General features: G+C 63.0%; 24 protein-coding genes. 18 read left to right on the forward strand and 6 right to left on the reverse strand.

Features of this window, described 5'->3' with window-relative positions; translation table 11 throughout:
- Positions 1-6 precede the first annotated feature (6 nt).
- The 6 genes from JQ609_RS08350 to dnaE all read left to right on the forward strand — a co-directional run bounded on the left by JQ609_RS08350 (position 7) and on the right by dnaE (position 7,015).
- Complete coding sequence (locus tag JQ609_RS08350) at positions 7-705, forward strand: ABC transporter ATP-binding protein (RefSeq protein WP_212208240.1); 699 nt, start codon at positions 7-9, stop codon at positions 703-705.
- A gap of 352 nt (positions 706-1,057) precedes the next feature.
- Positions 1,058-1,804 (forward strand): outer membrane protein, encoded by a 747-nt coding sequence (locus JQ609_RS08355; protein WP_212208086.1) that lies wholly within the window; start codon positions 1,058-1,060, stop codon positions 1,802-1,804.
- A 250-nt stretch (positions 1,805-2,054) separates the two neighbouring features.
- Positions 2,055-2,219, forward strand: a complete 165-nt coding sequence (locus tag JQ609_RS08360; protein WP_312014766.1) for a hypothetical protein — start codon at positions 2,055-2,057, stop codon at positions 2,217-2,219.
- Between the two features lie 45 nt (positions 2,220-2,264).
- On the forward strand, positions 2,265-2,420 hold the full coding sequence (locus JQ609_RS08365; protein WP_212208084.1) for a hypothetical protein: 156 nt from the start codon (positions 2,265-2,267) through the stop codon (positions 2,418-2,420).
- A 56-nt stretch (positions 2,421-2,476) separates the two neighbouring features.
- Positions 2,477-2,731: a hypothetical protein gene (locus JQ609_RS08370; RefSeq protein WP_212272977.1), complete on the forward strand. Its 255-nt coding sequence runs from the start codon at positions 2,477-2,479 to the stop codon at positions 2,729-2,731.
- Between the two features lie 777 nt (positions 2,732-3,508).
- Positions 3,509-7,015 carry a DNA polymerase III subunit alpha gene (dnaE, locus tag JQ609_RS08375; RefSeq protein ID WP_212272979.1) on the forward strand — a complete coding sequence of 1,169 codons (3,507 nt, stop codon included), beginning with the start codon at positions 3,509-3,511 and terminating at the stop codon, positions 7,013-7,015.
- A gap of 12 nt (positions 7,016-7,027) precedes the next feature.
- Here dnaE and JQ609_RS08380 read toward each other — a convergent pair whose 3' ends face one another.
- From JQ609_RS08380 to JQ609_RS08400, 5 genes are read right to left on the reverse strand one after another with little or no spacing between them, the layout of a single operon-like run.
- A complete protein-coding gene (locus tag JQ609_RS08380) occupies positions 7,028-8,173 on the reverse strand; it encodes an acyl-CoA dehydrogenase family protein (RefSeq protein ID WP_212272981.1) in 1,146 nt (381 codons plus the stop codon).
- A 12-nt stretch (positions 8,174-8,185) separates the two neighbouring features.
- Positions 8,186-9,013 carry an SDR family NAD(P)-dependent oxidoreductase gene (locus JQ609_RS08385; RefSeq protein ID WP_212272982.1) on the reverse strand — a complete coding sequence of 276 codons (828 nt, stop codon included), beginning with the start codon at positions 9,011-9,013 and terminating at the stop codon, positions 8,186-8,188.
- A 13-nt stretch (positions 9,014-9,026) separates the two neighbouring features.
- Positions 9,027-9,443: a MaoC family dehydratase gene (locus JQ609_RS08390; protein ID WP_212272983.1), complete on the reverse strand. Its 417-nt coding sequence runs from the start codon at positions 9,441-9,443 to the stop codon at positions 9,027-9,029.
- Positions 9,440-9,895, reverse strand: a complete 456-nt coding sequence (locus JQ609_RS08395) for a MaoC family dehydratase N-terminal domain-containing protein (RefSeq protein WP_212208079.1) — start codon at positions 9,893-9,895, stop codon at positions 9,440-9,442. Before JQ609_RS08395 ends, JQ609_RS08390 begins: the two co-directional genes overlap by 4 nt.
- A gap of 9 nt (positions 9,896-9,904) precedes the next feature.
- Positions 9,905-11,089, reverse strand: coding sequence for a lipid-transfer protein (locus tag JQ609_RS08400; RefSeq protein WP_212272984.1), 1,185 nt, complete (start codon positions 11,087-11,089; stop codon positions 9,905-9,907).
- A gap of 97 nt (positions 11,090-11,186) precedes the next feature.
- Here JQ609_RS08400 and JQ609_RS08405 point away from each other — a divergent pair, with 97 nt between their 5' ends.
- The 3 genes from JQ609_RS08405 to JQ609_RS08415 all read left to right on the forward strand — a co-directional run bounded on the left by JQ609_RS08405 (position 11,187) and on the right by JQ609_RS08415 (position 14,072).
- Entirely contained in the window at positions 11,187-11,885 is a 699-nt protein-coding gene (locus JQ609_RS08405) for a TetR/AcrR family transcriptional regulator (RefSeq protein WP_249127751.1), read from the forward strand.
- Positions 11,882-13,438, forward strand: a complete 1,557-nt coding sequence (locus JQ609_RS08410) for a long-chain fatty acid--CoA ligase (RefSeq protein ID WP_212272985.1) — start codon at positions 11,882-11,884, stop codon at positions 13,436-13,438. The genes JQ609_RS08405 and JQ609_RS08410 overlap by 4 nt, the downstream gene beginning before the upstream one ends.
- A 214-nt stretch (positions 13,439-13,652) precedes the next feature.
- Positions 13,653-14,072, forward strand: coding sequence for a CBS domain-containing protein (locus JQ609_RS08415; RefSeq protein WP_212208076.1), 420 nt, complete (start codon positions 13,653-13,655; stop codon positions 14,070-14,072).
- A 113-nt stretch (positions 14,073-14,185) separates the two neighbouring features.
- Here JQ609_RS08415 and JQ609_RS08420 read toward each other — a convergent pair whose 3' ends face one another.
- Positions 14,186-14,653 carry an aminoacyl-tRNA deacylase gene (locus JQ609_RS08420; RefSeq protein ID WP_212208075.1) on the reverse strand — a complete coding sequence of 156 codons (468 nt, stop codon included), beginning with the start codon at positions 14,651-14,653 and terminating at the stop codon, positions 14,186-14,188.
- Positions 14,654-15,038: 385 nt separating this feature from the next.
- On the opposite strand from JQ609_RS08420, the gene JQ609_RS08425 reads away from it, so the two are divergent.
- From JQ609_RS08425 to bamA, 9 genes are all read left to right on the forward strand, one after another.
- Entirely contained in the window at positions 15,039-16,037 is a 999-nt protein-coding gene (locus JQ609_RS08425) for a 30S ribosomal protein S2 (protein ID WP_192733409.1), read from the forward strand.
- 129 nt (positions 16,038-16,166) lie between these two features.
- Entirely contained in the window at positions 16,167-17,090 is a 924-nt protein-coding gene (tsf, locus tag JQ609_RS08430) for a translation elongation factor Ts (RefSeq protein WP_212208074.1), read from the forward strand.
- A 70-nt stretch (positions 17,091-17,160) separates the two neighbouring features.
- A complete protein-coding gene (pyrH, locus tag JQ609_RS08435; protein ID WP_212208073.1) occupies positions 17,161-17,877 on the forward strand; it encodes a UMP kinase in 717 nt (238 codons plus the stop codon).
- A 71-nt stretch (positions 17,878-17,948) separates the two neighbouring features.
- Positions 17,949-18,512 carry a ribosome recycling factor gene (gene frr, locus JQ609_RS08440; protein WP_212001459.1) on the forward strand — a complete coding sequence of 188 codons (564 nt, stop codon included), beginning with the start codon at positions 17,949-17,951 and terminating at the stop codon, positions 18,510-18,512.
- 57 nt (positions 18,513-18,569) lie between these two features.
- A complete protein-coding gene (locus tag JQ609_RS08445) occupies positions 18,570-19,325 on the forward strand; it encodes an isoprenyl transferase (RefSeq protein ID WP_212272986.1) in 756 nt (251 codons plus the stop codon).
- Positions 19,322-20,170 carry a phosphatidate cytidylyltransferase gene (locus JQ609_RS08450; RefSeq protein ID WP_212272988.1) on the forward strand — a complete coding sequence of 283 codons (849 nt, stop codon included), beginning with the start codon at positions 19,322-19,324 and terminating at the stop codon, positions 20,168-20,170. The genes JQ609_RS08445 and JQ609_RS08450 overlap by 4 nt, the downstream gene beginning before the upstream one ends.
- A gap of 4 nt (positions 20,171-20,174) precedes the next feature.
- Entirely contained in the window at positions 20,175-21,398 is a 1,224-nt protein-coding gene (dxr, locus tag JQ609_RS08455; RefSeq protein WP_212272990.1) for a 1-deoxy-D-xylulose-5-phosphate reductoisomerase, read from the forward strand.
- Positions 21,399-21,440: 42 nt separating this feature from the next.
- Positions 21,441-22,592, forward strand: a complete 1,152-nt coding sequence (gene rseP / locus JQ609_RS08460) for an RIP metalloprotease RseP (RefSeq protein WP_212208068.1) — start codon at positions 21,441-21,443, stop codon at positions 22,590-22,592.
- A gap of 173 nt (positions 22,593-22,765) precedes the next feature.
- Positions 22,766-25,318 carry an outer membrane protein assembly factor BamA gene (gene bamA, locus JQ609_RS08465; protein WP_212272992.1) on the forward strand — a complete coding sequence of 851 codons (2,553 nt, stop codon included), beginning with the start codon at positions 22,766-22,768 and terminating at the stop codon, positions 25,316-25,318.
- Positions 25,319-25,353: the final 35 nt, after the last annotated feature.

Here is a 25,353-nt window from a genome sequence, read left to right on the forward strand (position 1 = left end):
GACAAAATGGCCGAGGGCGCGGAAGATGTACCGGTGGTCTATCTCCACGAGATAAAACGCCAGTACACGCAGGGCGAGGCGACGCTGACCATTCTCAACGGCGCCAAGCTCGCGCTGTGGGCCGGGCAGTCGGTGGCGCTGGTGGCGCCGTCGGGCTCGGGCAAGTCGACGCTGCTGCATATCGCGGGCCTGCTCGAAAGCCCCGATGACGGCGAGGTCTATGTCGCGGGAGCGCCGACGTCGCAATTGTCGGACATCGAGCGCACCCACATCAGGCGTTCCGACATCGGCTTCGTCTACCAGCAGCACCGGCTGCTGCCGGAATTCACCGCGCTCGAGAACGTCATGCTGCCGCAGATGATCCGTGGTCTCAAGCGCAACGAGACGATCAAACGTGCAACGGAGATCCTGGCCTATCTCGGACTTGGCGAACGCATCACCCATCGTCCGGCCGAACTGTCCGGCGGCGAGCAGCAGCGCGTCGCGATCGCACGCGCGGTCGCCAATGCGCCGCGGGTGCTGCTGGCGGACGAGCCGACCGGCAACCTCGATCCGCACACCGCCGATCACGTCTTCAACGCCCTGATGCAGCTCGTAAAGGCGACCCGGGTAGCGATGCTGATCGCAACTCACAATATGGAATTGGCCGGGCGCATGGACCGGCGGGTGTCGCTGGTGGACGGTCAGGTCGTCGAGCTGGAATGACGACAGCTCCACAATGGAATTGGAATCGCCCCATGCATCCGAATCTCGTTGAGCTCGGGGCGCGCTCGCCGGTTCGATCACGGATCGTTGAACATCTTTAGCCGCGCACGCGTGCCATCTCTTCAACACAATCTCACACGCCGATACCGCTGCAAGGTTCCATTGTGATTTTTCTGCGGCGAACGTGCACACAATGTTTCGAAAAGTGCCTGTTACACAATATTAACTTACATTTTCACGGCAGTCGTTTCGCGTCCGCTGTTGCAGCCAAGTTACAGTAATTCAAACGAACAATGGTATGACGCTGCCACGGCCTTGGGGGCTGTACCAACTGGAACGGGAATTAAAAAAGATGAAGAAGGTTTTGCTTGTAACGGCCAGCCTGATCGCGCTCGGCGCGGCTGCGCCGGCAGTGGCTGCTGATCTCGCTGCGCGTCCTTACACCAAGGCGCCGCCGATGATCGCCGCTGTGTATGACTGGAGTGGTTTCTACATCGGCGTCAACGGTGGCGGCGGTTGGAGCCGCACTGATTGGGACGCGGTCGCCCCGAATGTTCTGGTTGGCCCCGAGGGTTCCCATGACGCATCCGGAGCCACGGTCGGTGGTCAGGTCGGCTATCGCTGGCAGGCCGGCACCTGGGTGTTCGGTTTGGAAGCGCAGGGCAACTGGGCTGACTTCAAGGGCTCGAACACCAGCCTGCTGTTCCCCGGCTTCGTCAACCACTCGAAGATCGACGCGTTCGGCCTGTTCACCGGTCAGGTTGGCTATGCCGTCAACAACGTCCTGCTCTACGTCAAGGGCGGTGCTGCTGTGACCTCGAACCGTAACCACATCAACACCGTTGCTGGCGCGCTTGCTGCGTCCACCGGCGACGACACCCGCTGGGGTGGCACGGTCGGTGCTGGCCTCGAATACGGCTTCGCCCCGAACTGGTCGATTGGCGTCGAGTACAACCACATCTTCCTGCAGGATCGGACCTACACCTTCACCACGCCGGCTGGCGCGTTCTTCGGCACCGATCGCATCAGCCAGGACGTCGACCTGGTCACCGCTCGCCTGAACTACAAGTTCGGCGGCCCGGTCATCGCGAAGTACTGATCTAACTAAGTACTGATTTCGCTACTCGCTAGCGAGACCATTGAAGCCCCGGGCGTCGCCCGGGGCTTTTTTGTTGAGCCCACTGGTTCGACATTGCGGAAGTTTTTGTTAACGCGAGAGCGCGAGTCCATTTATCGCGCCCTTAACTACAGGAACTTCGCGGACTTGAATCGCCTCGCCGCCGGCGCATAGTTGCGCAATGGCAAGCAGCATCTGGACCACAGAAGAATTTACCTGCCCGGGTTGCGGGATGGATTACTCCGCGACGAGGGAGCAGCATCAGCACAAGCATTCGGGCAAATTCGAATGCATGGTCTGCCAGACCGAAATCCACGCCTGGTCCGGTACCCATGATTATTTCGGCTGGAAGCCGATCAAGAAGACATCACCGGTCTTTGGACGAAAGACCGCCTAGCCGCGCGGGCTGGAATTGGTCAGCTCCCGAAGGCATATTCGGGACATGAAAATAAGATTCCCGATCATCGTTTCAGCCGTCCTGCTCGCCGCCGCAGCCCTGCTGATTTTCAACGGCCGCCTTCACGCGCGCGGTCCCCATCACCCCACCACGGAATGTGGCTTCTGGGGGCCGATGGAAGCGGGGATGTCGTGCCAGTGACAAGCAACGGTCCCTGAGGGCTGGCAAACGCGCCGGGCCGGGCGCATATTTGGGACATGGAAAACGTACACAAATGTACCTCCGTGCTGTCTCCGCTGATTGCGGAGGCTAAGACGAGCGCCATTCCTCTGGCCGAAAATGCCATCGACGAGATGGTCGCCGTGACGCCTGCAGCTCAGCAAAGGGACGCCTTGGAAAGTGTTCGATCGGTGGTGAAAGCTCACGGAGACGCGGCCGGGCCCGGCTCTCAGTGCGACTTTGCAGATGCCGTGAATGACTACATCGAAAAGCTGATGCGGCGTCTCATCTGACTCCGCGACCTCAACCAGTCGCCAAGTCGACAGTTTGATTGTGGCAGGGTTGCTGGCTGGAAAACGGGCGGTTCCGGGCGCATATTCGGGGCATGGCGACGATTGTTCAATGCAATTGCGGCGCCGAGTACAGACGTACGGAAGAGAAGTTCTTGGTACCGCAAACAGGTGACGCGGTCTGCACGGTCTGCGGGGCCGCGCTGGAGTCGTGGTGGAATAGCGGCCACGTGCCCACATACGAGCTTATTGAACGGCCTCGGACAGAAGGCGGGAACGGCAAGCCACCCGAAACGCCCTAGGGACCCCAACCAACCAGCTCGCAAGATCATAGGCATTGCGACGGGCAGTCGGGTCCGAGAATTAACCACGGCGGTCATTCTTCAAACTGACCCGCCAGGCCGCGCTTGACTCGTAGAACAAAAAAGGAACAATGTTCCTCATATGTTCTTGGATCGGGAGTGCCTGCGATGTTGAGGATGTTTGTGGAAGAAGCCGCTGCTCTGGCGTCGATTACGCTGTTTGTCGGGATGATCGCGGTGTGGGCGCAGCTGATTCCCCAGCTCTGAGGTGGGGGCGGGATTCGGGGCCGGCGTACCCCAAAGCAGGCTTCGACAGCCCCTTGGGGAAAAGCCGGATGGCGGGCGCAAGCTGAGCGTTCCGCGTGGACTCCGCTAGCCCAACGCATCACCATTGGAGTTGGCGAGTCGGCGCCCGGGGAAGTTTTCCGGAGAGCCTGACGATCGCTCCCATCCACGATGCAAGAGCCCTCAAAGCGACATGTCCAACGCCGGATTCGTTCATCTCCACGTTCATTCGGCCTATTCGCTGCTGAAGGGTTCGATCAAGATCGCCAAGCTCGGCGAGCTTGCCAAGGCCGACCGCCAGCCGGCGCTGGCGCTGACCGATACCGACAACATGTTCGGGGCGCTGGAATTCTCCGACAAGATGGCGGGCTATGGCATCCAGCCGATCGTCGGGTTGGAACTCGCGATCGATTTCGGTGACCAGGATCCCAACGCGCGAAATGCGCTGGCCGCCGCGCCTGCGCGAATCGTGCTGCTGGCGGCGCGCGAGCGCGGCTACCGCAGTCTGATGCACCTGAACTCGCGGGCGTTCCAGGAGACGCCGGTTCATCAGTCTCCGCACATCAAGCTCGAATGGCTTGAAGGCTACTCGGAGGACCTGATCGCGTTGACCGGCGGCCCCGAGGGACCGATCTCGCTGGCGCTGCTCGGCGATCATTCTGCGCTGGCGGCGACGCGTTGCGACCGGCTGACCAGCCTGTTCGGCGACCGCCTCTATGTCGAATTGCAGCGCCACGGCATCGACAAGGAGCGCCGCGTCGAATCGGGCCTGATTGATCTCGCCTATGCCAAGGGCCTGCCGCTGGTCGCGACCAACGAGCCGTATTTCGCCAGCACTGACGACTACGAAGCCCACGACGCGCTGCTCTGCATCGCCGGCGGCCGGCTGATCGCCGAGACCGACCGCCAACAGCTGACGCCGGATCACCGCTTCAAGACCCGCGCCGAGATGGCGGTCCTGTTCGCCGATATTCCGGAGGCGCTGGCTTCCACCGTCGAGATCGCCGAACGCTGTTCGTTCCGGCCGATGACGCGCAAGCCGATTTTGCCGCGCTTCACAGTGGGCGCGGGATCCGGGTCCGATGCGGCAACCGAAGAGGCTGCGGAGCTCAGGCGTCAGGCCGAAGAGGGGCTTGCAAGGCGCCTTTCGGTGCATGGCCTGTCGCAGGGCACCTCGGAGGAGGACTACAAGAAGCGGCTGGCGTTCGAGATCGACGTCATCAACCGCATGAACTATGCGGGCTACTTCCTGATCGTTTCCGACTTCATCAAATGGGCCAAGGACAACGACATTCCGGTCGGGCCGGGCCGCGGCTCGGGCGCGGGATCGCTGGTGGCCTATGCGCTGACCATCACCGACCTCGATCCGCTTCGGTTTGGCCTGCTGTTCGAGCGCTTCCTCAATCCGGAACGCGTCTCGATGCCGGACTTCGACATCGACTTCTGCCAGGATCGCCGCGGCGAGGTCATCGACTACGTGCAGCAGCGCTACGGCCGCGATCAGGTGGCGCAGATCATCACCTTCGGAACGCTGCAGGCGAGGGGCGTGCTGCGCGACGTCGGCCGCGTGCTGCAGATGCCTTACGGGCAGGTCGACAAGCTGACCAAACTGGTGCCGCAGAATCCCGCAGCCCCGGTAACGCTGGCCGCGGCGATCGAGAGTGAACCGAAACTGCAGGCGTTCCGCGACGAAGACCCCGTTGTGGCGCGCGCCTTCGATATCGCGCAGCGCCTGGAAGGACTGACCCGGCACGCTTCGACCCACGCCGCCGGCATCGTGATCGGCGATCGCCCCTTGAGCGAACTGGTGCCGCTCTATCGCGATCCAAAATCCGACATGCCGGTGACCCAGTTCAACATGAAATGGGTCGAGCCCGCCGGCCTCGTGAAGTTCGACTTTCTCGGCCTGAAGACGCTGACCGTGCTCGACGTCGCGGTCAAATTGCTCAGGCAACGCGATATCCAAGTCGATCTGGCAACGCTGCCGATCGAAGACGCCCCGAGCTACCAGATGCTGGCTAGGGGCGATGTGGTCGGCGTGTTCCAGGTGGAAAGCCAGGGTATGCGGCGCGCGCTGGTCGACATGCGGCCCGACCGCTTTGAGGACATCATCGCGCTGGTGGCGCTCTATCGCCCCGGCCCGATGGCTAACATCCCGACCTACTGCGCGCGCAAGCACGGTGACGAGGAGCCGGAATATCTGCATCCGATCCTGGAGCCGATCCTGAAGGAAACCTTCGGCGTCATCATCTACCAGGAACAGGTGATGCAGATCGCCCAGGTGATGGCCGGCTATTCGCTCGGCGACGCCGACCTGCTGCGCCGGGCGATGGGCAAGAAGATCCGCGCCGAGATGGAGAAGCAGCGCGCGATCTTCGTCGCCGGTGCGGTCAAGAACGGCGTGCCGAAGGGGCAGGCCGATACGATTTTCGAACTGCTCGCAAAGTTCGCCGACTACGGCTTCAACAAGAGCCACGCCGCGGCCTACGCGCTGGTGTCGTATCACACCGCCTATATGAAGGCGCACTATCCGGTCGAGTTCCTGGCCGCGTCGATGACGCTCGAACTCAACAACACCGACAAGCTCAGCGAGTTTCGCGCCGAGGCGCAGCGGCTCGGCATCAAGGTCGAGGCGCCCAACATCAACCGCTCGGGTGCGACCTTCGAGGTTGGCGAAAACACCATCTATTATGCGCTGGCCGCGCTGAAGGGCGTCGGCCCGCAGGCGGTCGAACTGATCGTGGAGGAACGGCGCAAAGGGCTGTTCACCTCGCTCGCCGATTTCGCCGCGCGCGTTAATCCGCGCGCCATCAACAAGCGCGTGATCGAAAGCCTGGCGGCCGCCGGCGCTTTCGACACGCTCGATTCAAACCGCGCGCGGGTATTCGGCGGCGCCGAGGCTATTCTGGCCGCCTGCCAGCGCAGCCACGAGGCGTCGACGATCGGGCAGAACGACATGTTCGGCGGCGCCGCGGATGCTCCGACCATCATGCTGCCGCAGATCGAACCGTGGTTACCGGCCGAGCGGCTGCGGCGCGAATACGACGCCATCGGCTTCTTCCTGTCGGGCCATCCGCTCGACGACTATGCCACGGTGTTGAAGCGGCTGCGCGTGCAGTCCTGGGCGGAATTCTCACGCGCGGTCAAAACCGGCGCGACCGCCGGCAAGGTCGCGGCCACGGTCGTCTCGCGCATGGAGCGGCGGACCAAGACCGGCAACAAGATGGGCATCATGGGCCTGTCCGATCCGACCGGCCATTTCGAAGCGGTGCTGTTCTCCGAAGGCCTCGCGCAATATCGCGACGTGCTGGAGCCGGGGGCTGCCGTGCTGCTGCAGCTCGGCGCCGAACTGCAGGGCGAGGACGTGCGGGCGAGGGTGCTGCATGCCGAGCCGCTGGATGACGCCGCGGCCAAAACCCAGAAGGGTCTTCGCATCTTCGTTCGCGACACCAAGCCGCTGGATTCCATCGCGCGACGGCTGAACATGCCGGAGCCGGTCGTGCCCGGCGCGCCAAAGGGCCTGCCGGCCAAACCGGCGCCCGCGCCGGCGGGGGGCGCCGATGGCGACGTCTCGCTGGTGATCATGCTCGACCTCGAAACCGAGGTCGAGATGAAGCTTCCCGGCCGCTTCAAGGTCTCGCCGCAGATCGCCGGCGCGATCAAGGCGGTGTCCGGCGTGGTCGACGTGCAGACGCTGTAGCGCGTTATCTCGTTACAGCGACCGCGCGATCAACAGCTTCATGATCTCGTTGGTGCCGCCGTAGATCTTCTGGATGCGTGCATCCACGAACATCCGCGCGATCGGGTATTCCCCCATGTAGCCGTAGCCGCCGTGGAGCTGCAGGCATTCGTCCGTGGTTTCCACCTGCTTCTGCGAAGTCCACCATTTTGCCATCGAGGCGGTCACGGTATCGAGTTCGCCGGCGACAAGGCGCTCGACGCACCAGTCGACGAACACACGTGCGATCATGGCTTCGGTCTTGCGCTCGGCCAGTTTGAAGGCGGTATTCTGGAATTCGATGATCGGCTTGCCGAAGGCTTTTCGTTCCTTGGTGTAGTCGGCGGTCAGCTTGATCGCGCGTTCCATCGACGCCACGGCGCCGACGGCAAGCGAGAGGCGCTCCTGTGGCAATTGCTGCATTAGCTGCACGAATCCGTTGCCTTCCTCGCTGCCCAGCAGGTTCTCCGGCGGCGCCACCGCATTGTCGAAGAACAATTCGGACGTGTCGGATGCGTGCAGGCCGATCTTGTCGAGGTTGCGCCCGCGCCGGAAACCGTCATTGCCTTCGGCTTCAAGCACGATCAGCGAGATGCCCTTGGCGCCGGCTTCGCCGGTGCGCGCGACCACGATGATCAGATCGGCGGCCTGGCCGTTGGTAATGAAGGTCTTCTGGCCGTTGATGACGTAATTGTTGCCTTGCTTTCGGGCCGTCGTGCGCACGCCCTGCAAATCGGAGCCGGTGCCGGGTTCGGTCATGGCGATGGCGCCGACGAACTCGCCGCTGGCCATTTTCGGCAACCAGCGCCGCTTCTGTTCCTCGGAGCCGTAATTCAAAATGTAATGCGCGACGATGGCGCTATGCACCGAGTACCCGGTCGTCACTTCCGGCACCACGGTTTCGAGATCCTCGATCACGGCAGCTTCATAGGCGAAGCTGGCGCCCAGCCCGCCATAGGCTTCCGGGACGCTCGGCAGCAGGGCGCCCATCTCGCCCAGCGCCCGCCAGGCCGAGCGATCGACCATTTTTTGATCGCGCCAGGCTTCGGCGTGTGGCGCCAGGTCCTTGGCGAGGAATTTGCGAAACTGGTCGCGAAAGACGTCCAGCTCCTCCGTCATCCAGGAAGAACGATATTGCATGGGATCCCCGCGCTAGATGATGAGGCCGCCACCGCAGACGACGACTTGCCCACTGATGTAGTTCGATTCCGGGCTGCAGAACAGATAGACCGCATCGGCGGCTTCTTCCGGCGTGCCGCCGCGCCCGAGCGGAATCATTCTCGCCATCGCGTCGAGCATCTGGGGCTGGACCCCGACCTTGATGTCACGGCCGGCGACGTCGATGGTCTTCTGCTGGGTTTCGATCGGCTGGGTCAGGCGCGTGTTGATCAGGCCGAAGGCCACGCAATTGACGTTGACCTTGTAGCGTCCCCATTCCTTGCAAAGCGTGCGCGTCAGCCCGACCAGCGACGCCTTGGCCGACGAATAGCTGGCCTGTCCGGCGTTGCCGTAGAGCCCCGCAATCGAGGAGATGTTGACCACCTTGCGAAACACTTCGCGGCCGGCTTCGGCCTCTTTCTTTGCCATGATCCGGATCGGCTCGGAGGCGGCGCGCAGCAGGCGGAACGGTGCGACCAGGTGGACGTCAAGCATGGCCTGGAACTGCTCGTCGGTCATCTTCTGGATCGTCGAGTCCCAGGTATAACCGGCGTTGTTGACGATGATGTCGAGGCCGCCGAATGTTTCCATGGCTGCGCCGACGAAACGGTCGGAGAAGCCGGTCTCGGAAACACTGCCGTTGATCGCGATGGCTTCGCCGCCGCCGTTGCGGATTTCCGCGGCGACGGCGTCGCCCGGCGCCGCATCGAGATCGTTGACCACGACCTTCGCGCCCTCGCTGGCAAGTTTCAGCGCGATCGCGCGGCCGATGCCTCGCCCCGATCCCGTGATCAGTGCGACTTTTCCCTTGAGCTTGGTCATTTGTTTTCCCTGATCAGAGTGCGATGACGGCCTCGCCGGCAAGCTTGAGATCGCCGTTCTCGTCCTTGGTCGTCAGCGCCAGCTTCGCGCATCGCTCGCCATCATGCTCGACGAACTCGGAAACATGCCCCTCGCAGGTCAGGCGTGCACCGAGCTGTGTGATTGCGACGAAGCGCGTCGAGAACATGCGAAGTCGCGGGGGAGGGACCGCATCGGTGAGCGCCTGGCCGAGATAGCCCATGACCAGCATGCCGTGGGTGAAGACGTCCGGATATCCGGCGGCCTTGGCGAAATCCAGGTCGACATGGATCGGATTGTGGTCTCCCGAGGCGCCGCAATAGAGCGCCAGCGTGTGGCGGCTGATCGGCGGAAACTCCTTGTGGACGATGCGGTCGCCTATCGCGGGTTGAGTTTTCACGGCGGTACTCATGCGGTTGCCGGATTGAGCACGACAACGGTGCGGGCGCAGTCCGCGACGTGGGTGCCGTTCTGATTGGTGACTTTGGTTTCGATGCCGACCAGCGTCATCGCGCCACCCTTTTTGTCGGCGACGCTGACGATGCGCGGCTGGAACTTGAGCGTGTCGCCGACCACCACGGGCGCCTTGTAAGTAAAGCGCTGTTCGCCATGCAGCAGGCGCCCGATGTCGACGCCGATGACGGTGATGAACTCGAAGGCCTGTTCCGCGTCCATCATCTCAAGGCAGAACAGATAGGTCGGCGGCACCGGCGTCGCGGCATAGCCGGCAGCCTGCGCGGCCCTTGCATCGCCATAGACCGGATTGGTCTCGCCCAGCGTTTCGCGGAAATAACGCAGACGTCCGGGCTCGACATGCGCGGTGACAGGCGAAAGGCTGCGGCCGATGAGGGAAGGGTCAATCATATCAGGGCCTCAGACGCGTTCGTAGAGCGTGACGACGCAGGCGCCGCCGAGGCCGAGATTGTGCTGCAGGGCGCGCCTTGCGCCGTCCACTTGTCGTGCTTCCGCCGAACCGCGCAGCTGATGCGTCAGTTCATAGCATTGCGCGAGGCCGGTGGCGCCGAGCGGATGGCCCTTGGACAGCAGGCCGCCGGACGGATTGGTCACGGTGTTGCCGCCATAGGTGTTGTTGCCGTCGTCTATGAAGCGCTCCGCGCCGCCGTCGGGGCACAGGCCGAGCGCCTCATAGGTGATCAGCTCATTATGCGCGAAGCAGTCGTGCAGTTCGACGACGTCGAGATCGTCAGGGCCGATGCCGGCGGCCTCATAGACCTTGTTGGCGGCGGCGCGCGTCATGTCGAAGCCCACCACCTGCATCATGTCGCCGGCCTTGAAGGTGGAGGGCGTGTCGGTGGTCATCGCCTGCGCCGCGATCCGGACGGCCTTGCGGAGGCTGTGCTTGCTGGCGAATTTCTCCGAGACCAATACTGCCGCCGCACCGCCGCAGGTTGGTGGGCAGGCCATCAGCCGCGTCATCACGCCGGGCCAGATCACCTGGTCGTTCATGACGTCGTCAGCGCTAACTTCCTTGCGGAACAGCGCCAGCGGATTGTTCTTGGCATGCCGGCTCGCCTTGGCCCGCACCTTGGCGAACGAGGTCAGCGGCGTGCCGTATTTCTTCATATGGCTGAGACCGGCGCCGCCGAAATAGCGTAGCGCCAGCGGGACGCCTTGCGCGTCGACCAATTTGTCGGCTGCGGCGTCGAATTCGTCGAACGCGCTCGGCCGGTCGGTGAAGACGGCGCCGAGCGCACCGGGCTTCATCTGCTCGAAACCGAGCGCCAGCACGCAATCGAGCGCGCCTGATTCAATCGCTTGCCGCGCCATGAACAGCGCGGTCGAGCCGGTCGAGCAATTGTTGTTGACGTTGATGATGGGGATCCCGGTCATGCCGACCTGGTACAGCGCGCGCTGTCCGCAGGTTGAATCGCCGTAGACATAGCCGGCATAGGCCTGCTGGATCATCTCGTAGCCGACGCCGGCGTCAGCCAGCGCAAGCCTGGTCGCTTCCGCGCCCATCACCGGGTAGGGCGCGTTCGCGCCCGGTTTGACGAACGGGATCATGCCGACGCCGGCAACATAGACGCTGGATGCCATGGTGCGCTCCCTTTATTACCCATTGGACTTTTTATTACCCACGGGTAATATACGGACACCCTCGCTTTCGAGTCAACCGCGCCGGATGAATGCAAAGATGGATGGATCAGCCTCATCCCCCACCGGACAGTCGCCCTGGATGCCGTTCGAAAGCCGTCGCCGCGCCCGCGACGAGAAGCGCGAAGCCGTGCTGCGCACCGCGGTGGCGCTGTTCCTCGAGCAGGGCTATCACGGCACCACGCTCAACCACGTGGCGGAGCGGCTCAACATCACCAAGCCGGCGCTGTACAATTATTTCCGCGGCAAGGACGAAATCCTCTACGAATGCTGGGCGATCGGCGCCGAGCGGCTCGACGAGCGTATCGATGAAATCGCTGCTACAAGCGGCACTGGACTGGAGAAGCTGCGCGAACTGATCATCAGCTACGCCGAGGCGATGACCACCGACTATGGCAAGAGCCTGGTTCGGTTCGATATCCGCGACCTTACCGAGCACAACCGCAAGATCGTCGGCCTCGCCAAGAAGAGGATCGACCGGGCTTTTCGCGACTATATCGGGCAGGGGATCAAGGATGGATCGATCAGGCCCTGCGACGTCAAGCTTTCCGCTTTTGCGATTGCGGGCTCATTGAACTGGATTGGCCACTGGTACCAGCCCGGCGGCGCGCTCGAAGCGGAGGTCATAGTAAGGGAATTCGCGATCCGCCTCACAGAAGGGCTCGCGATCAAACGGGTACCGAAAAAGGCGGATAAACCGCCGGTCAGGAAACGCAAGTCACGGGGAGTATCAGGATGAACATCACGCACGGCCTGCGGCGCGCGCTGCAGATCAATCCGAACGGCCTTGCCATCGTCTGTGGCGAGCGGAAGAAAAGCTGGCGCGAGGTCGGCGACCGCGTGGCACGCCTTGCCGCAGGCATCCGGGACCTCGGCGCGCAGGCCGGCGACCGTGTCGCGATCCTGTCGCTCAATTCCGACCGCTATCTCGAGCTTTATCTTGCGGCCGGCTGGGCCGGCACCGTGATCGTGCCGCTCAACATCCGCTGGAGCCCGCTGGAGAACGAAGACGCCGTGCGCGACTGTCGCGCCGGCATCCTGTTCGTCGACAAGGCTTTTGCTGAGGTCGGCGCGACCCTTGCTCAGGCGATCCCGGGCCTCAAGCTGATCTATGCCGATGATGGCGACGCCCCCGCCGGCATGGAGGGGTATGAGGCGTTGATCGCGCGCAGCACGCCGATGCAGGATGCGATGCGCAAAAGCGAGGATCTCGCCGGCATCTTCTATACCGGCGGCACCACCGGACGCTCCAAGGGCGTGATGCTCAGCCACGGCAATCTGATGGTCAACGCGCTGAACGCCCTCGGCGAAGGCCTGTGGCCGAGCAGCACGGTCTATCTGCACGCCGCGCCGATGTTCCACCTTGCCAACGGGGCGGCGATGTATTCGGTGCTGCTGAGCGGCGGCTCCAACGTCATCATCCAGGGTTTTACGCCCGACGGCGTCGCCGGCGCGATGCAGCGCGACCGCGTGACCGACGTGCTGCTGGTGCCGACCATGATCCAGATGTTCGTCGATCATCCGAAACTCGGCGACTACGACTTGTCGTCGCTGACGGGGATCGCCTATGGCGCCTCCGTCATCAGCGACGCCGTGCTCAGCCGCGCCATGAAGGCATTGCCGAACGTGCAGTTCACGCAAGCCTATGGCATGACGGAATTGTCGCCGATCGCGACGATACTGCACTGGAAGGAGCATGTCGGCGATGGCCGCGCCAAGGGGCGGCATCGCGGCGCCGGCCGTCCCACGCTCGGTTGCGAGGTCAAGATCGTCGACGCCGACGACAAGGTGGTGCCCACAGGCACCGTCGGCGAGATCGCCGTGCGCGGTGACAATGTGATGATGGGCTATTGGGAGCGGCCCGAGGAAACCGCCAAGGCCGTCATCGATGGCTGGATGCACACCGGCGACGGCGGCTACATGGATGAGGACGGCTTCGTCTACGTGGTCGACCGCGTCAAGGACATGATCATCTCCGGCGGCGAGAACGTCTATTCGGCCGAGGTCGAGAACGCGCTGGCGCAGCATCCGTCGGTGGCGCAATGTGCCGTGATCGGCATTCCGAGCGAGCGCTGGGGCGAGCAGGTCCACGCCATTGTCGTTCCCAAGCCCGGCGCGACGGCAACCCCCGACGAGTTGATGGATTTCTGCAAGACACTGATCGCAGGTTACAAATGCCCACGCAGTGTCGAGGTCACCGAGACACCGCTGCCGCTGTCCGGTGCCGGCAAGATCCTGAAGCGCGAGTTGCGCAAGCCGTACTGGGAAAACCGCCAGCGCATGGTGAGCTGAGGCCGGCGTCTGTGCGCCGGCCTCGCCATTCGACGCTGGCGAGGCATCCTGGATTGATGGACGCGCTGCCGGTGCGGGCTTTCCCTGCATTGCGGAGTTGTCATCGCATTTTTTTGCGATGCCGTCCGATCCGATCCGTCGTATAGTCGAGTCAAGGGGGAACTGTTCTGCATCACGGGGATACCACCTGAAATCGCAGCAACGGAGGTCCGCCATGAAAGTCAAAGAAGCGATGCACAAGGGCGTCGACTGGGTCAGCCCCGACACGCCTGTCACCGAAATCGCAAAGCTGATGCGAGCGCATGATATCGGCTGCATTCCGATCGGGGAGGACGATCAGCTGATCGGAATGGTGACCGATCGCGACATCGTCTGCAAAGGGCTTGCTGGCAACGGCTTCGATGCCAGCCGCGCCAAGGCGCGCGACGTGATGACCGAAGGTATCCACTGCTGCCGGGAGGACGATGACCTCGCCAAGGCGGTGCACCACATGGAGACGCTGAAAGTCCGCAGGTTGCCGGTGATCAACAAGAGCAAGCGGATGGTCGGCATGATCAGCTTGGGTGACATCAGCCATTCAACGTCCGGCGACCTGGTGTCCGGGTACGTCAAGAGCGTTTCAGCCCATCACTGAAACACGGCGGGGCCTTGCGATCGAGGCGCCTTGGAGCAATTGGTCGCGGCTGTTCAACGGTGAACGCGCGCGATGGCGTTGCGTGAGGCCGCTCGACCGGCGCTCGAGCGGCCTCAATCGTGCGTGGTGAAGTGGCCGTGCCAGGCCTTCGCGGTCAATCGCGCGAACTGCTCGCGGTCCAGGCGGATGAGTGTGGCGTGGTCGCCGCCCTCCATGTAGATCTCGCTCTGCGTGTCGATGCTGTCGTCGACGATGACATCGAGCCCAAAGCATTCGCCAACCGGCGGTACGGCGCCACGCTCGCAGTCGCCAAACAGCTTCGCGACCTCCTCTTCGCTCGCCAGATCAACCTTGTGGCCGAGCTGCATTTTCAGGGCCGGCAAATGCAGATGGCGGGAGGCCGGAAGGATCGCCATCATGTAGCCGTCCTCACGGCGAAGGACGACGCCTTTGGCCAGCGCGTCGCCCGGCACATGGCAGGCCTCGGCCGTGCGCGTCGACGACATGGTGCGGGCATGAGGGATCAGGTCGTAGGTGACGGTCTGGTCCAGGTAGTTCTGCAGGGTCGGGGAGACGGTCATAGCAGTTCCTCCATTGCAACGGGCAATCCGGACATCGGGAGGAACTCGCGTCGTCGCCTCACGATGCGGGCGCTTGCGAATTGGGTGAAGATTACGCCTGCCGGAGGCCGGCGACAATGCGAATCGTTCTCACCATCCCGGCCGAGACAGGGTCTCCGCGGGGGTTTTCGGCGGATTCGGGCCCCGAATGCCCGCATTTGTGGGCCCGGACCGGGCCAGCCGGCGACAAAAACCGGCCGTATTTCCTTGCTTCTGGCTGGAATCCGGCTATATACCGCGGCATCTCACACGGAAGCATGGCTCTCAAAGGCCGTCCGGTGGCAGCCGGGCCATAAGGCTCGTCTGCTCACACGCTTCCGGAGGAACCAACCGGAGAAGTATTACCATGGCGCTACCCGATTTTTCTATGCGTCAGCTGCTTGAAGCTGGCGTTCACTTTGGCCACCAATCGCACCGCTGGAATCCCAAGATGGCGGATTTCATCTTCGGTGCCCGCAACAACATCCACATCATCGACCTCGCGCAGACCGTGCCGTTGCTGCACACCGCGTTGAAGGCGGTCAGCGACACCGTCGCCAAGGGCGGCCGTATCCTGTTCGTCGGCACCAAGCGGCAGGCGCAGGACGGCGTTGCCGAGGCCGCCAAGCGGTCGGCGCAGTATTTCGTCAATTCGCGCTGGCTCGGCGGCACGCTGACCAACTGGAAGACCATTTCCGGTTCGATCAAGCGGCTGCGTCATCTCGATGAAGTGCTCAATTCCGGCGATGCCAACGCCTACACCAAGAAGGAACGGCTGACGCTGCAGCGCGAGCGCGACAAGCTCGACCGTTCGCTCGGCGGCATCAAGGACATGGGCGGGCTTCCCGACATGATCTTCGTGATCGACACCAACAAGGAAGACATCGCGATCCAGGAAGCGCAGCGGCTCAACATTCCCGTCGCCGCGATCGTCGACACCAATTCCGATCCCAAGGGCATCACTTATGTGGTGCCGGGCAATGACGACGCCGGCCGCGCCATTTCGCTGTATTGCGATCTGGTGGCCCGCGCCGCCATCGACGGCATCTCGCGCGCCCAGGGCGACCACGGCATCGACATCGGCGCTTCCGCGCAGCCGGTCCGTGAGGAAATCCCGGCCGCTCCGCAGCCGGCCGGCTTCCAGGGTCTGGCGGGCCCCCGTGGCACCGCCGACAACCTCAAGAAGCTCACCGGCGTGTCGGGTGCGATCGAGAAGAAGTTCAACGATCTCGGTATCTTCCACTATTGGCAGCTGGCCGAACTGGACCACGATACCGCGCACAAGATCGGTGAAGAGGTCGGACTTCCGAGCCGCGCCGATGGCTGGGTTGCCCAGGCCAAGGCGATGACCGCGGAAGCGGAATAATTGTAACGCCGCGTGGCCGGCCTTCCGGCCACCGGTTTGATTTCCCTGTTACGGCATTCCTGTAGCTGATGGCGGCACGGCGCAAGGCGCGCCGCGCTTGCGGCTAACAGGCAAGAAGGACATTCAACGATGGCAACGATCACTGCGGCGATGGTCAAGGAACTGCGCGAGTCGACCGGCGCAGGCATGATGGACTGCAAGGCTGCGCTCACCGAAACCGCGGGCAACATGCAGGAAGCGCAGGATTGGCTGCGCAAGAAGGGCTTGTCCAAGGCCGCGAAGAAGGCCGGCCGCGTCGCAGCCGAAGGCCTGATCGGCGCGATGACGTCGGGCAACAAGGGCGTCGTCGTCGAAGTCAATTCGGAGACCGATTTCGTCGCCCGCAACGAACAGTTCCAGGGCCTCGTCAAGATGGTCGCGCAGGTCGCGCTTCGCGTCGGCGCCGACGTCGAAACGATCAAGGCTGCGAAAGTCGGCGACTTCACCGTCGAGACCGCGATTTCGGATGCGATCGCCACCATCGGCGAGAACATGTCGCTGCGCCGTGCGGCGTTGCTCGAGGTCGCCAATGGCGTGGTGGCGAGCTACATCCACGGCGCTGTCATCGACAACGCCGGCAAGATGGGCGTGCTGGTGGCGCTCGAATCGACCGGCAAGACCGATGAGCTCGCGGCGCTCGGCCGCCAGCTCGCGATGCACGTTGCCGCGACCAATCCGCAGGCGCTCGATCCGTCCGGCCTCGACCCGGAAACCGTGAAGCGGGAAAAGGACGTGCTGGCCGACAAGTATCGCCAGCAGGGCAAGCCGGAGAACGTGATCGAGAAGATCGTCGAGTCCGGTCTGAAGACCTATTACAAGGAAGTCTGCCTGCTGGAGCAGGCGTTCATCCATGACACCGGCAAGTCGGTCGCCCAGGCCGTCAAGGAAGCCGAGGGCAAGGTCGGCGCGCCTGTGAAAATTACTGCGTTTGTGCGCTATGCTCTCGGCGAGGGAATCGAAAAGCAGGAATCCGACTTCGCAGCCGAAGTCGCGGCGGCCAGCGGCAAAAAGTAACCGCGGTCGACAATCTTCCGGCGCCATTGCGCCGGAAGATGCCTGCGCGGAATGAAGGAAGCGACAAGCTATGGCAGAGCCGGTCTATCGTCGCGTCGTGATCAAGATCTCGGGCGAATATCTCGCCGGCAGCCAGTCCTTCGGCATCGACCAGCCTACCGTGGACCGTATCGCCGACGATTTGATCGCCGCGCGCCAGCTCGGGGTTGAGGTGGCGGTGGTGGTCGGCGGCGGCAACATCGTTCGCGGCGTCGAGGTATCCTCGCGCGGCGTGTCGCGCCCGACCGGCGACACCATGGGCATGCTCGCCACCATGATGAACTGCCTTGCGGTCGAGGCGGCCATCGAACGCAAGGGGACGCCGGCGCGAACCCTGTCGGCGTTCGTGATGCCTGAAATCTCCGAACTGTTCACCCGCGGTGCGGCGCACAAATACCTCGCCGAGGGCCGTATCGTCCTGCTCGGCGGCGGAACCGGCAATCCATTCTTCACCACCGATACCACGGCGGTGCTGCGGGCGGCCGAGATCGGGGCGCAGGCGGTGCTGAAGGCCACCAATGTCGACGGTGTCTACAGCGCCGATCCCAAGAAAGACCCGTCGGCCAAGCGTTTCGACCGCCTGACGCATTCGCAGGCCATTGAAGGTGGCTACAAGGTGATGGATGCGACCGCATTCGCGCTTGCCCGCGAGACTGCGCTGCCTATCATCGTATTCTCGATCGCCGAACCCGGTTCGATTGGTGCGATCCTGCGCGGTACCGGCCACGGCACGGTGGTCGCCGGCTGACAGGCCCGCGCCACGTCGAACCGCGGGCCTGATAATGCCGGCGGATGGTTTTCTGAGGAGGGGAGAGCGTTATGCCCACACCTGGTTTTGACATCAACGAATTGAAACGCCGCATGCAGGGTGCCACCCAGGCGCTCAAGCATGAACTGGGCGGTTTGCGCACCGGTCGTGCGGCCGCGTCCATGCTGGAGCCGGTCCAGGTCGATGCCTACGGCACGCACATGCCGCTCAATCAGCTCGCAACCGTCAGCGTGCCCGAACCGCGGCTGCTTTCCGTCCAGGTTTGGGACAAATCCATGGTCAAGGCCGTGGAGAAGGCGATCGTCGACTCCAACCTCGGCCTGAGCCCCGCGACCGAAGGGCAGGTGCTGCGCCTTCGGATTCCGGAACTCAACGAGGAACGCCGCAAGGAACTGGTCAAAGTCGCGCATAAATACGCCGAAGCGGCCAAGGTTGCGGTCCGGCACGTCCGCCGCGACGGGCTCGATACGGTCAAGAAGCTCGAGAAGAACCACGAAATCTCCGAGGACGACCAGGAGCGCCTGGCCAATGACGTGCAAAAGGCGACCGACGGGATGATTTCCGAGATCGATCAATTGCTGGCGGCGAAGGAAAAGGAAATCCTTACCGTTTAAGGCCTTAAGATCGAAACTTGAGACCGAGACTTTAGGACTGGTCCTGGAACTTTAACGATGCCGAACGCCGCCGCCCCCGCAACCGAAGGACCGGATCGAACCGGTCCCTTGCACGTGGCGATCATCATGGACGGCAACGGGCGCTGGGCGGCCGCGCGGGGATTGCCGCGCGCGGAGGGCCATCGCCGCGGTGTTGATGCGCTGCGCCGCGTGGTGCGTGCCGCCCATGAACTCGGGGTGATCTATCTGACCATCTTCTCGTTCAGCTCCGAGAACTGGTCGCGACCGGCGACCGAAATCGGCGACCTGTTCGGATTGCTGCGTCGTTTCATCCGCAACGATCTGGCGACGCTGCACCGCGACGGGGTGAGGGTGCGCGTGATCGGCGAGCGCGAAGGACTGGAGCCGGATATCTGCGCGCTCCTGAACGAGGCCGAGGACCTGACGCGGGCCAACACCAAGCTCAATCTCGTCGTCGCTTTCAATTACGGGTCGCGCCAGGAAATCGCCAACGCGGTGCAACGGCTGGCGCGCGAAGTGGCCGAAGGCAAGCGCGATCCGGCATCGATCGACACAGACACGCTCGGCCAATATCTCGACGCGCCGGATATTCCCGATCCCGACCTGATCATCCGCACCAGCGGCGAGCAGCGGTTGTCGAACTTCCTGATGTGGCAGGCGGCCTACAGCGAGCTCGTCTTCGTGCCGATCCACTGGCCGGATTTCGACAAGGCGGCACTTGAAAGCGCTATCGCAGAATATGCCAGACGGGAGCGCCGTTTCGGCGGTCTGGCCGCGAAAACCGGATCGTGACCGAGGGCAAGGCCGCGCCGGCGGCCGCTGCCGAACAGGATACGCGCAACCTCTCGACGCGCATCATTGCAGCCGCCGTGCTGATTCCGCTCGCCGTCGCCATCGCCTATGCCGGCGGCTGGTTTTGGGCTGCACTGGTGACGGCGGTCGCGATCGGCCTCTATGTCGAATGGCTGATGGTGGTGGGCTGCGCGGCTGACAAGCGCGTGGTCGCAACAGGTATTGTCGCGCTGGCCGTGGCGGGGCTTTGTCTCGCCATCGGGCGGATCGATGTTGCGATGGCGGTGCTGGCTGTCGGCCTGGTGGCGGTCTTCCTGATCACGCCGGCGCAGCGAAACTGGAGCGCTGCGGGGTTTTGCTATGCGGCGGTAGCGGAGGTCGCGTCTGTCCTGCTGCGGCTCGATCCCGTGAAGGGTTTTATCGCTCTGATCTTCCTGCTGGTCATCGTGTGGGTGACCGATAGCGGCGGCTACTTCGCCGGCCGCGGCATCGGCGGCCCAAAACTCTGGCCGCGCGTCAGCCCCAAAAAGACCTGGGCCGGCGCCCTTGGCGGCTTTGTCGCAAGTCTTGCCGTGGCCGGTATATTCGCGGTGCTGGATCTCGGGAAAATCGGACCGCTGTTGATGATATCAGGCGTTCTTTCGGTGGTTTCTCAACTCGGCGATCTCTTTGAATCTGCGGTAAAACGGCGCTTTGGCGTCAAGGATTCCAGCCAGATCATTCCCGGCCATGGCGGGCTGCTGGATCGCCTGGACGGATTTGTTGCAGCTGTCGCGGTGGCGGCGCTGATCGGTTTCCTCCGGGGCGGCGCCGATGGCGTTGGCCGCGGTCTTATGATTTGGTGAAAAAATGAGCGCGGTTCCATTGCGTAATAACAAGGCCGCGGCATCCGCCGCGCGCACCGTCACAGTGCTGGGCGCCACCGGATCCATCGGCGACAGCACCATGGATTTGCTGCGCGGCGGCCGCGCCCGCTACCAGGTCGAGGCGCTGACCGCCAATGGCAATGTCGAGGGGCTCGCCAAACTGGCACGAGAATTCGGCGCGCGCTTTGCGGCGGTCGCCGACCCCACCAAACTCGGCGCATTGAAGGAAGCGCTGGCCGGCACGCGGACCGAATGCGGCGCCGGCGAGAGCGCGATCATCGAGGCCGCGGCGCGCCCGGCCGACTGGGTGATGGCCGCCGTCAGCGGCGCCGCCGGGCTGAAGCCGGCGCTCGCCGCTGTTGACCGCGGGGCGGCGGTCGCGCTTGCCAACAAGGAGTGCCTGGTCTGCGCCGGCGATTTCTTCATGCAGCGCGCCGCCAAGGCAGGCGCCTGCATTCTGCCTGCGGATTCCGAGCATAATGCGCTGTTTCAGGCGCTCAGTTCCGGCAACCGTGACGAGCTTGTGCGCGTGATCATCACCGCGTCGGGCGGGCCGTTCCGCACCTGGACCTCTACCGACATCGAGCAGGCGACGCTGGCGCAGGCGCTGAAGCATCCGAACTGGAGCATGGGCCAGAAGATCACCATCGATTCGGCGTCGATGATGAACAAGGGGCTCGAAGTGATCGAGGCGTCGTATTTGTTCGCGCTGGCGCCCGACGAGATCGATGTGCTCGTACATCCGCAGTCGATCATCCACGGCATGGTCGAATTCTCAGACCGTTCGGTGGTGGCCCAGCTCGGCGCGCCTGACATGCGCATCCCGATCGCCCATTGCCTCGGCTGGCCCGATCGGATCGTCGGTCCCTCGGCGCGGCTGGATCTCGCCAAAATCGGCCAGCTGACCTTCGAGGCACCGGATTTCGAGCGATTTCCCGGCTTGCGGCTGGCCTACGACGCGCTGCGCGCCAGCGGCGGTTTGACCACGGTGTTCAACGCCGCCAATGAGGTGGCGGTGGCAGCCTTCATCGCCGGCAAGATCAGATTCGGCGCGATCGCACGGCTGGTCGAGGCGACCATGAACGACTGGGTCCGCTCCGGAAACCTGGCGCCTTTGAGCTCGGCGGATGATGCGATTTCCGTTGACCATAATGCGCGAAATAAAGCTGCCTCCCTATTGCCTCAAATTGCCTTAAAGGCATCCTAGAGGGTTGGGGGCGCAGCCTTAGGCTCGCGCGAGGGGAATCGAATGACTGAGTTTTTTCTACATAGTTTCAATACGTTGAGCAGTGGGCTCATCGGCTACATCATTCCCTTCCTGTTCGTCCTGACCATCGTTGTTTTCTTCCACGAGCTCGGCCATTTCCTGGTCGCCCGCTGGTGCGGCGTGAAGGTGTTGACGTTCTCGCTCGGTTTCGGGCCGGAGCTTGCAGGGTTCAACGACCGCCACGGCACCCGCTGGAAAATCTCGGCGATCCCGCTCGGCGGCTATGTGAAGTTCTTCGGTGACGACACCGAAGCGTCAACGCCCTCGACCGAGGCGCTTGCCAGCATGAGCGCGGAAGAGCAGGCAGGCAGCTTCCACCACAAGAAAGTCGGTCCGCGCGCGGCGATCGTTGCCGCCGGACCGATCGCGAATTTCATCCTGGCGATCGTGATCTTCACCTGCCTGTTCACCTTCTTCGGCAAGCCGAGCACGACCGCGCGCGTCGACAAGATCGAAGCCAACAGCGCCGCTGCGAAGGCGGGTTTTCAGGTCGGCGACATCGTCACCGCGATCGACGGCAAGACCATCGGCAGCTTCTCCGACATGCAGCGCGTCGTTGGCGTCAATGCCGGCGTTCAGCTGAACTTCACCATCAAGCGCGGCGATGCCACGCTGCAAATGAAGGGCACGCCGGAGCAGCGCGAAGTAAAGGATCCGTTCGGCAACGCCCACCGGCTCGGCGTTTTGGGCATCACCCGCGCGACCGCGCCGGGCGATGTCGTGACCGAACGGGTCGATCCGGCAACCGCGATGTGGCTCGGCGTCAAGGAAACCTGGTTCGTGATCGATCGCACGCTGGCCTATATCGGCGGCGTCTTTACCGGCCGGGAAGCAGCCGACCAGGTCGGTGGCCCGATTCGGATTGCCCAGATTTCGGGGCAGGTGGCCACCATCGGCTTTACCGCGCTGGTGCACCTTGCAGCGGTGCTGTCGATCTCGATCGGCCTGTTGAACCTGTTCCCGGTTCCGCTGCTCGATGGCGGTCATCTTTTGTTCTATGCCGTGGAGGCGGTCCGGGGACGCCCGCTGTCGAATCGGGCTCAGGAGATGGGGTTCCGGATCGGACTGGGTTTGGTGCTGATGCTGATGGTGTTTGCGACCTATAACGACATCCTGCATCTGGCGGCATCGTGAAGCGGCTTTTTTGTGGCGTTGCCCATCGGCAACGTCTTGGAATGAAAATGGAATTGCGGAGCGATGTTCCGTTTGCCGCCTTGGGGAAATTGGCTACAAGACATGCGGAAAATGGGAATCTGCTGGTTCGTGGGGGTGCGGGCCAGCACAAGAATGACAAGGGCGCTTGGCGCATGATGTTTGGAATGCGAGTGCGGGGGGGCTTGTTGGCCGCCTCGATCATGTTCGCCGTGCCGGTGGCTGCCACGGTGGCGGGGGTGCTTTTTGCTGCGCCAGCTGCTGCCCAGACGGTGGCTTCGATCTCCGTGGAAGGGAATCGGCGCGTCGAAATCGAGACCATTCGCTCCTATTTCAAGCCGGGACCCGGCGGCCGCCTCGGGCAGGCCCAAATCGATGACGGCCTGAAGGCCCTGATCGAAACCGGCCTGTTCCAGGACGTGCGAATCAATCAGGCCGGCGGCCGGATCATCGTGGTCGTGGTCGAAAACGCTGTCATCGGGCGCATTGCCTTCGAGGGCAACAAGAAGGTCAAGGACGACCAGCTCTCGGCCGAAATCCAGTCCAAGCCGCGCGGCACGTTTTCGCGCCCTATGGTTCAGTCGGACGCCCAGCGGATCGCTGAAATCTACCGTCGCTCGGGCCGCTATGACGTCAGCGTCACCCCGGAAATCATTGAACAGCCGAACAACCGCGTCGACCTGATCTTCACGATCAGCGAAGGCGGCAAGACCGGCGTCAAGAACATCGAATTCATCGGCAACCGGTTCTATTCGTCCTACCGGCTGAAGGACGTCATCAAGACGCGCGAATCCAACCTCTTGAGCTTCCTCGGCGGCGCCGACGTCTACGATCCGGACCGGGTCGAGGCCGACCGTGACCTGATCCGCCGATTCTATCTCAAGAACGGCTTTGCCGACGTGCAAGTGGTGGCCGCGCTGTCCGAATACGATCCGGAGCGCAAAGGCTTCCTCGTCACCTTCAAGATCGAGGAAGGGCAGCAATACCGCGTCGCCACCGTCGATTTCCAGACCAGCATTGCAACCCTCGATGTGAACTCGATGCGCAGCTTCTCGCGTGTCAGCGTCGGATCGCTCTACAATGCCGAGGCGCTCGAAAAGTCCGTCGAGGAAATGCAGATCGAAGCCTCGCGGCGCGGCTATGCCTTCGCCATCGTGCGTCCGCGCGGCGATCGCAATTTCGAACAGCACACCGTCTCGATCGTGTACTCGATCGATGAAGGCCCGCGAACCTATATCGAGCGCATCAATATCCGGGGCAACACCAGGACCCGCGACTACGTGATTCGCCGCGAGTTCGACCTTTCGGAAGGCGACGCCTACAATCGCGCGCTGGTCGATCGTGCCGAACGCCGGCTGAAGAATCTCGACTTCTTCAAGACCGTGAAGATCATCACCGAGCCGGGGTCGTCCAGCGACCGTGTCGTCCTGATCGTCGATATAGACGAGAAGTCGACCGGCGACTTCTCGGTATCTGGTGGCTATTCGACCACCGACGGCGCGCTCGCCGAAGTCAGTATCTCGGAACGCAACTTCCTCGGCCGCGGTCTGTATGCGAAGGCGGCGGTCACCTATGGCCAGTATGCGCGTGGTTACTCGCTGTCGTTCGTCGAGCCGTATCTGCTGGACTATCGCGTCGCGCTCGGCCTCGACCTGTTCCAGCGCCAGCAACTTGCCAACAGCTACATCTCGTATGGAACCAAGACGATGGGCTTCAGCCCGCGCCTCGGCTTCACCTTGCGCGAAGATCTGGCCTTGCAGCTGCGCTATTCGATCTATCAGCAGGAAATCCAGCTGCCGAGTTCGCTGTCGAACTGTAACAACAACCCGAACAACGGATTGCTGGCGTTCAACCCGTCGCCGGCCTGGGTGAATCTGAACGGTGTGCCGGCCGCGACCGCACTGGGCGCTACCGATGCCTCTGGCGTCGGTCTGTGGTGCTACAGCGACGGCGAAGCCTCGCTGCCGGTCCGCAAGGAGCTGCAAAGCGGCAAGACCCTGACCTCGTCGGTCGGCTATTCGCTGAACTACAACACCCTGGATAACAACAAGAACCCGACCACCGGCTTGCTGGTCGACTGGAAGCAGGACTTCGCCGGCATCGGTGGCGACGTTTCCTACGTCAAGTCCGCGATCGATGCGAAGTACTACACGCCGCTGGTCGCCGATATCGTCGGCTTGCTCCGTTTCCAGGGCGGCATGCTCAACCAGCTCGGCAACGACCAGCTGCGCATGCTCGATCACTTCCAGATGGGCCCGAACCTGGTCCGCGGCTTTGCGCCGAACGGCATCGGCCCGCGCGACATCAACCCCTACGGTACGGGTGACGCGCTCGGTGGCACCAAATATTGGGGCGCGTCGGCGGAATTGCAGATGCCGTTCTGGTTCTTGCCGAAGGAAGTCGGGCTCAAGGGCGCGATCTATGCTGACGCCGGCGGCCTGTTTGACTACCGGGGCACGACCTCGTGGGCGCAGACCGGTGAAGTCAACGTTCCCGGCTGCGTGCGGCCGACGACCAATCCGGCGACGCCGGGCACCTGCCTCGGCCTGCAGTATGACGAAGGCAATGTGGTCCGCAGCTCGGTCGGTGTCGGCTTGATCTGGGCGTCGCCGTTCGGTCCACTGCGCTTCGACTATGCGGTTCCGATCACCAAGGGTAAGAATGACCGCACGCAGGAATTCAGGTTCGGCGGCGGCACATCGTTCTAAACGTAGCGTTTTCAAGCGAAGTGGATTCCCGGTTC

The organism is Bradyrhizobium sp. AUGA SZCCT0169 (assembly GCF_018130085.1).
Lineage (GTDB): Bacteria > Pseudomonadota > Alphaproteobacteria > Rhizobiales > Xanthobacteraceae > Bradyrhizobium.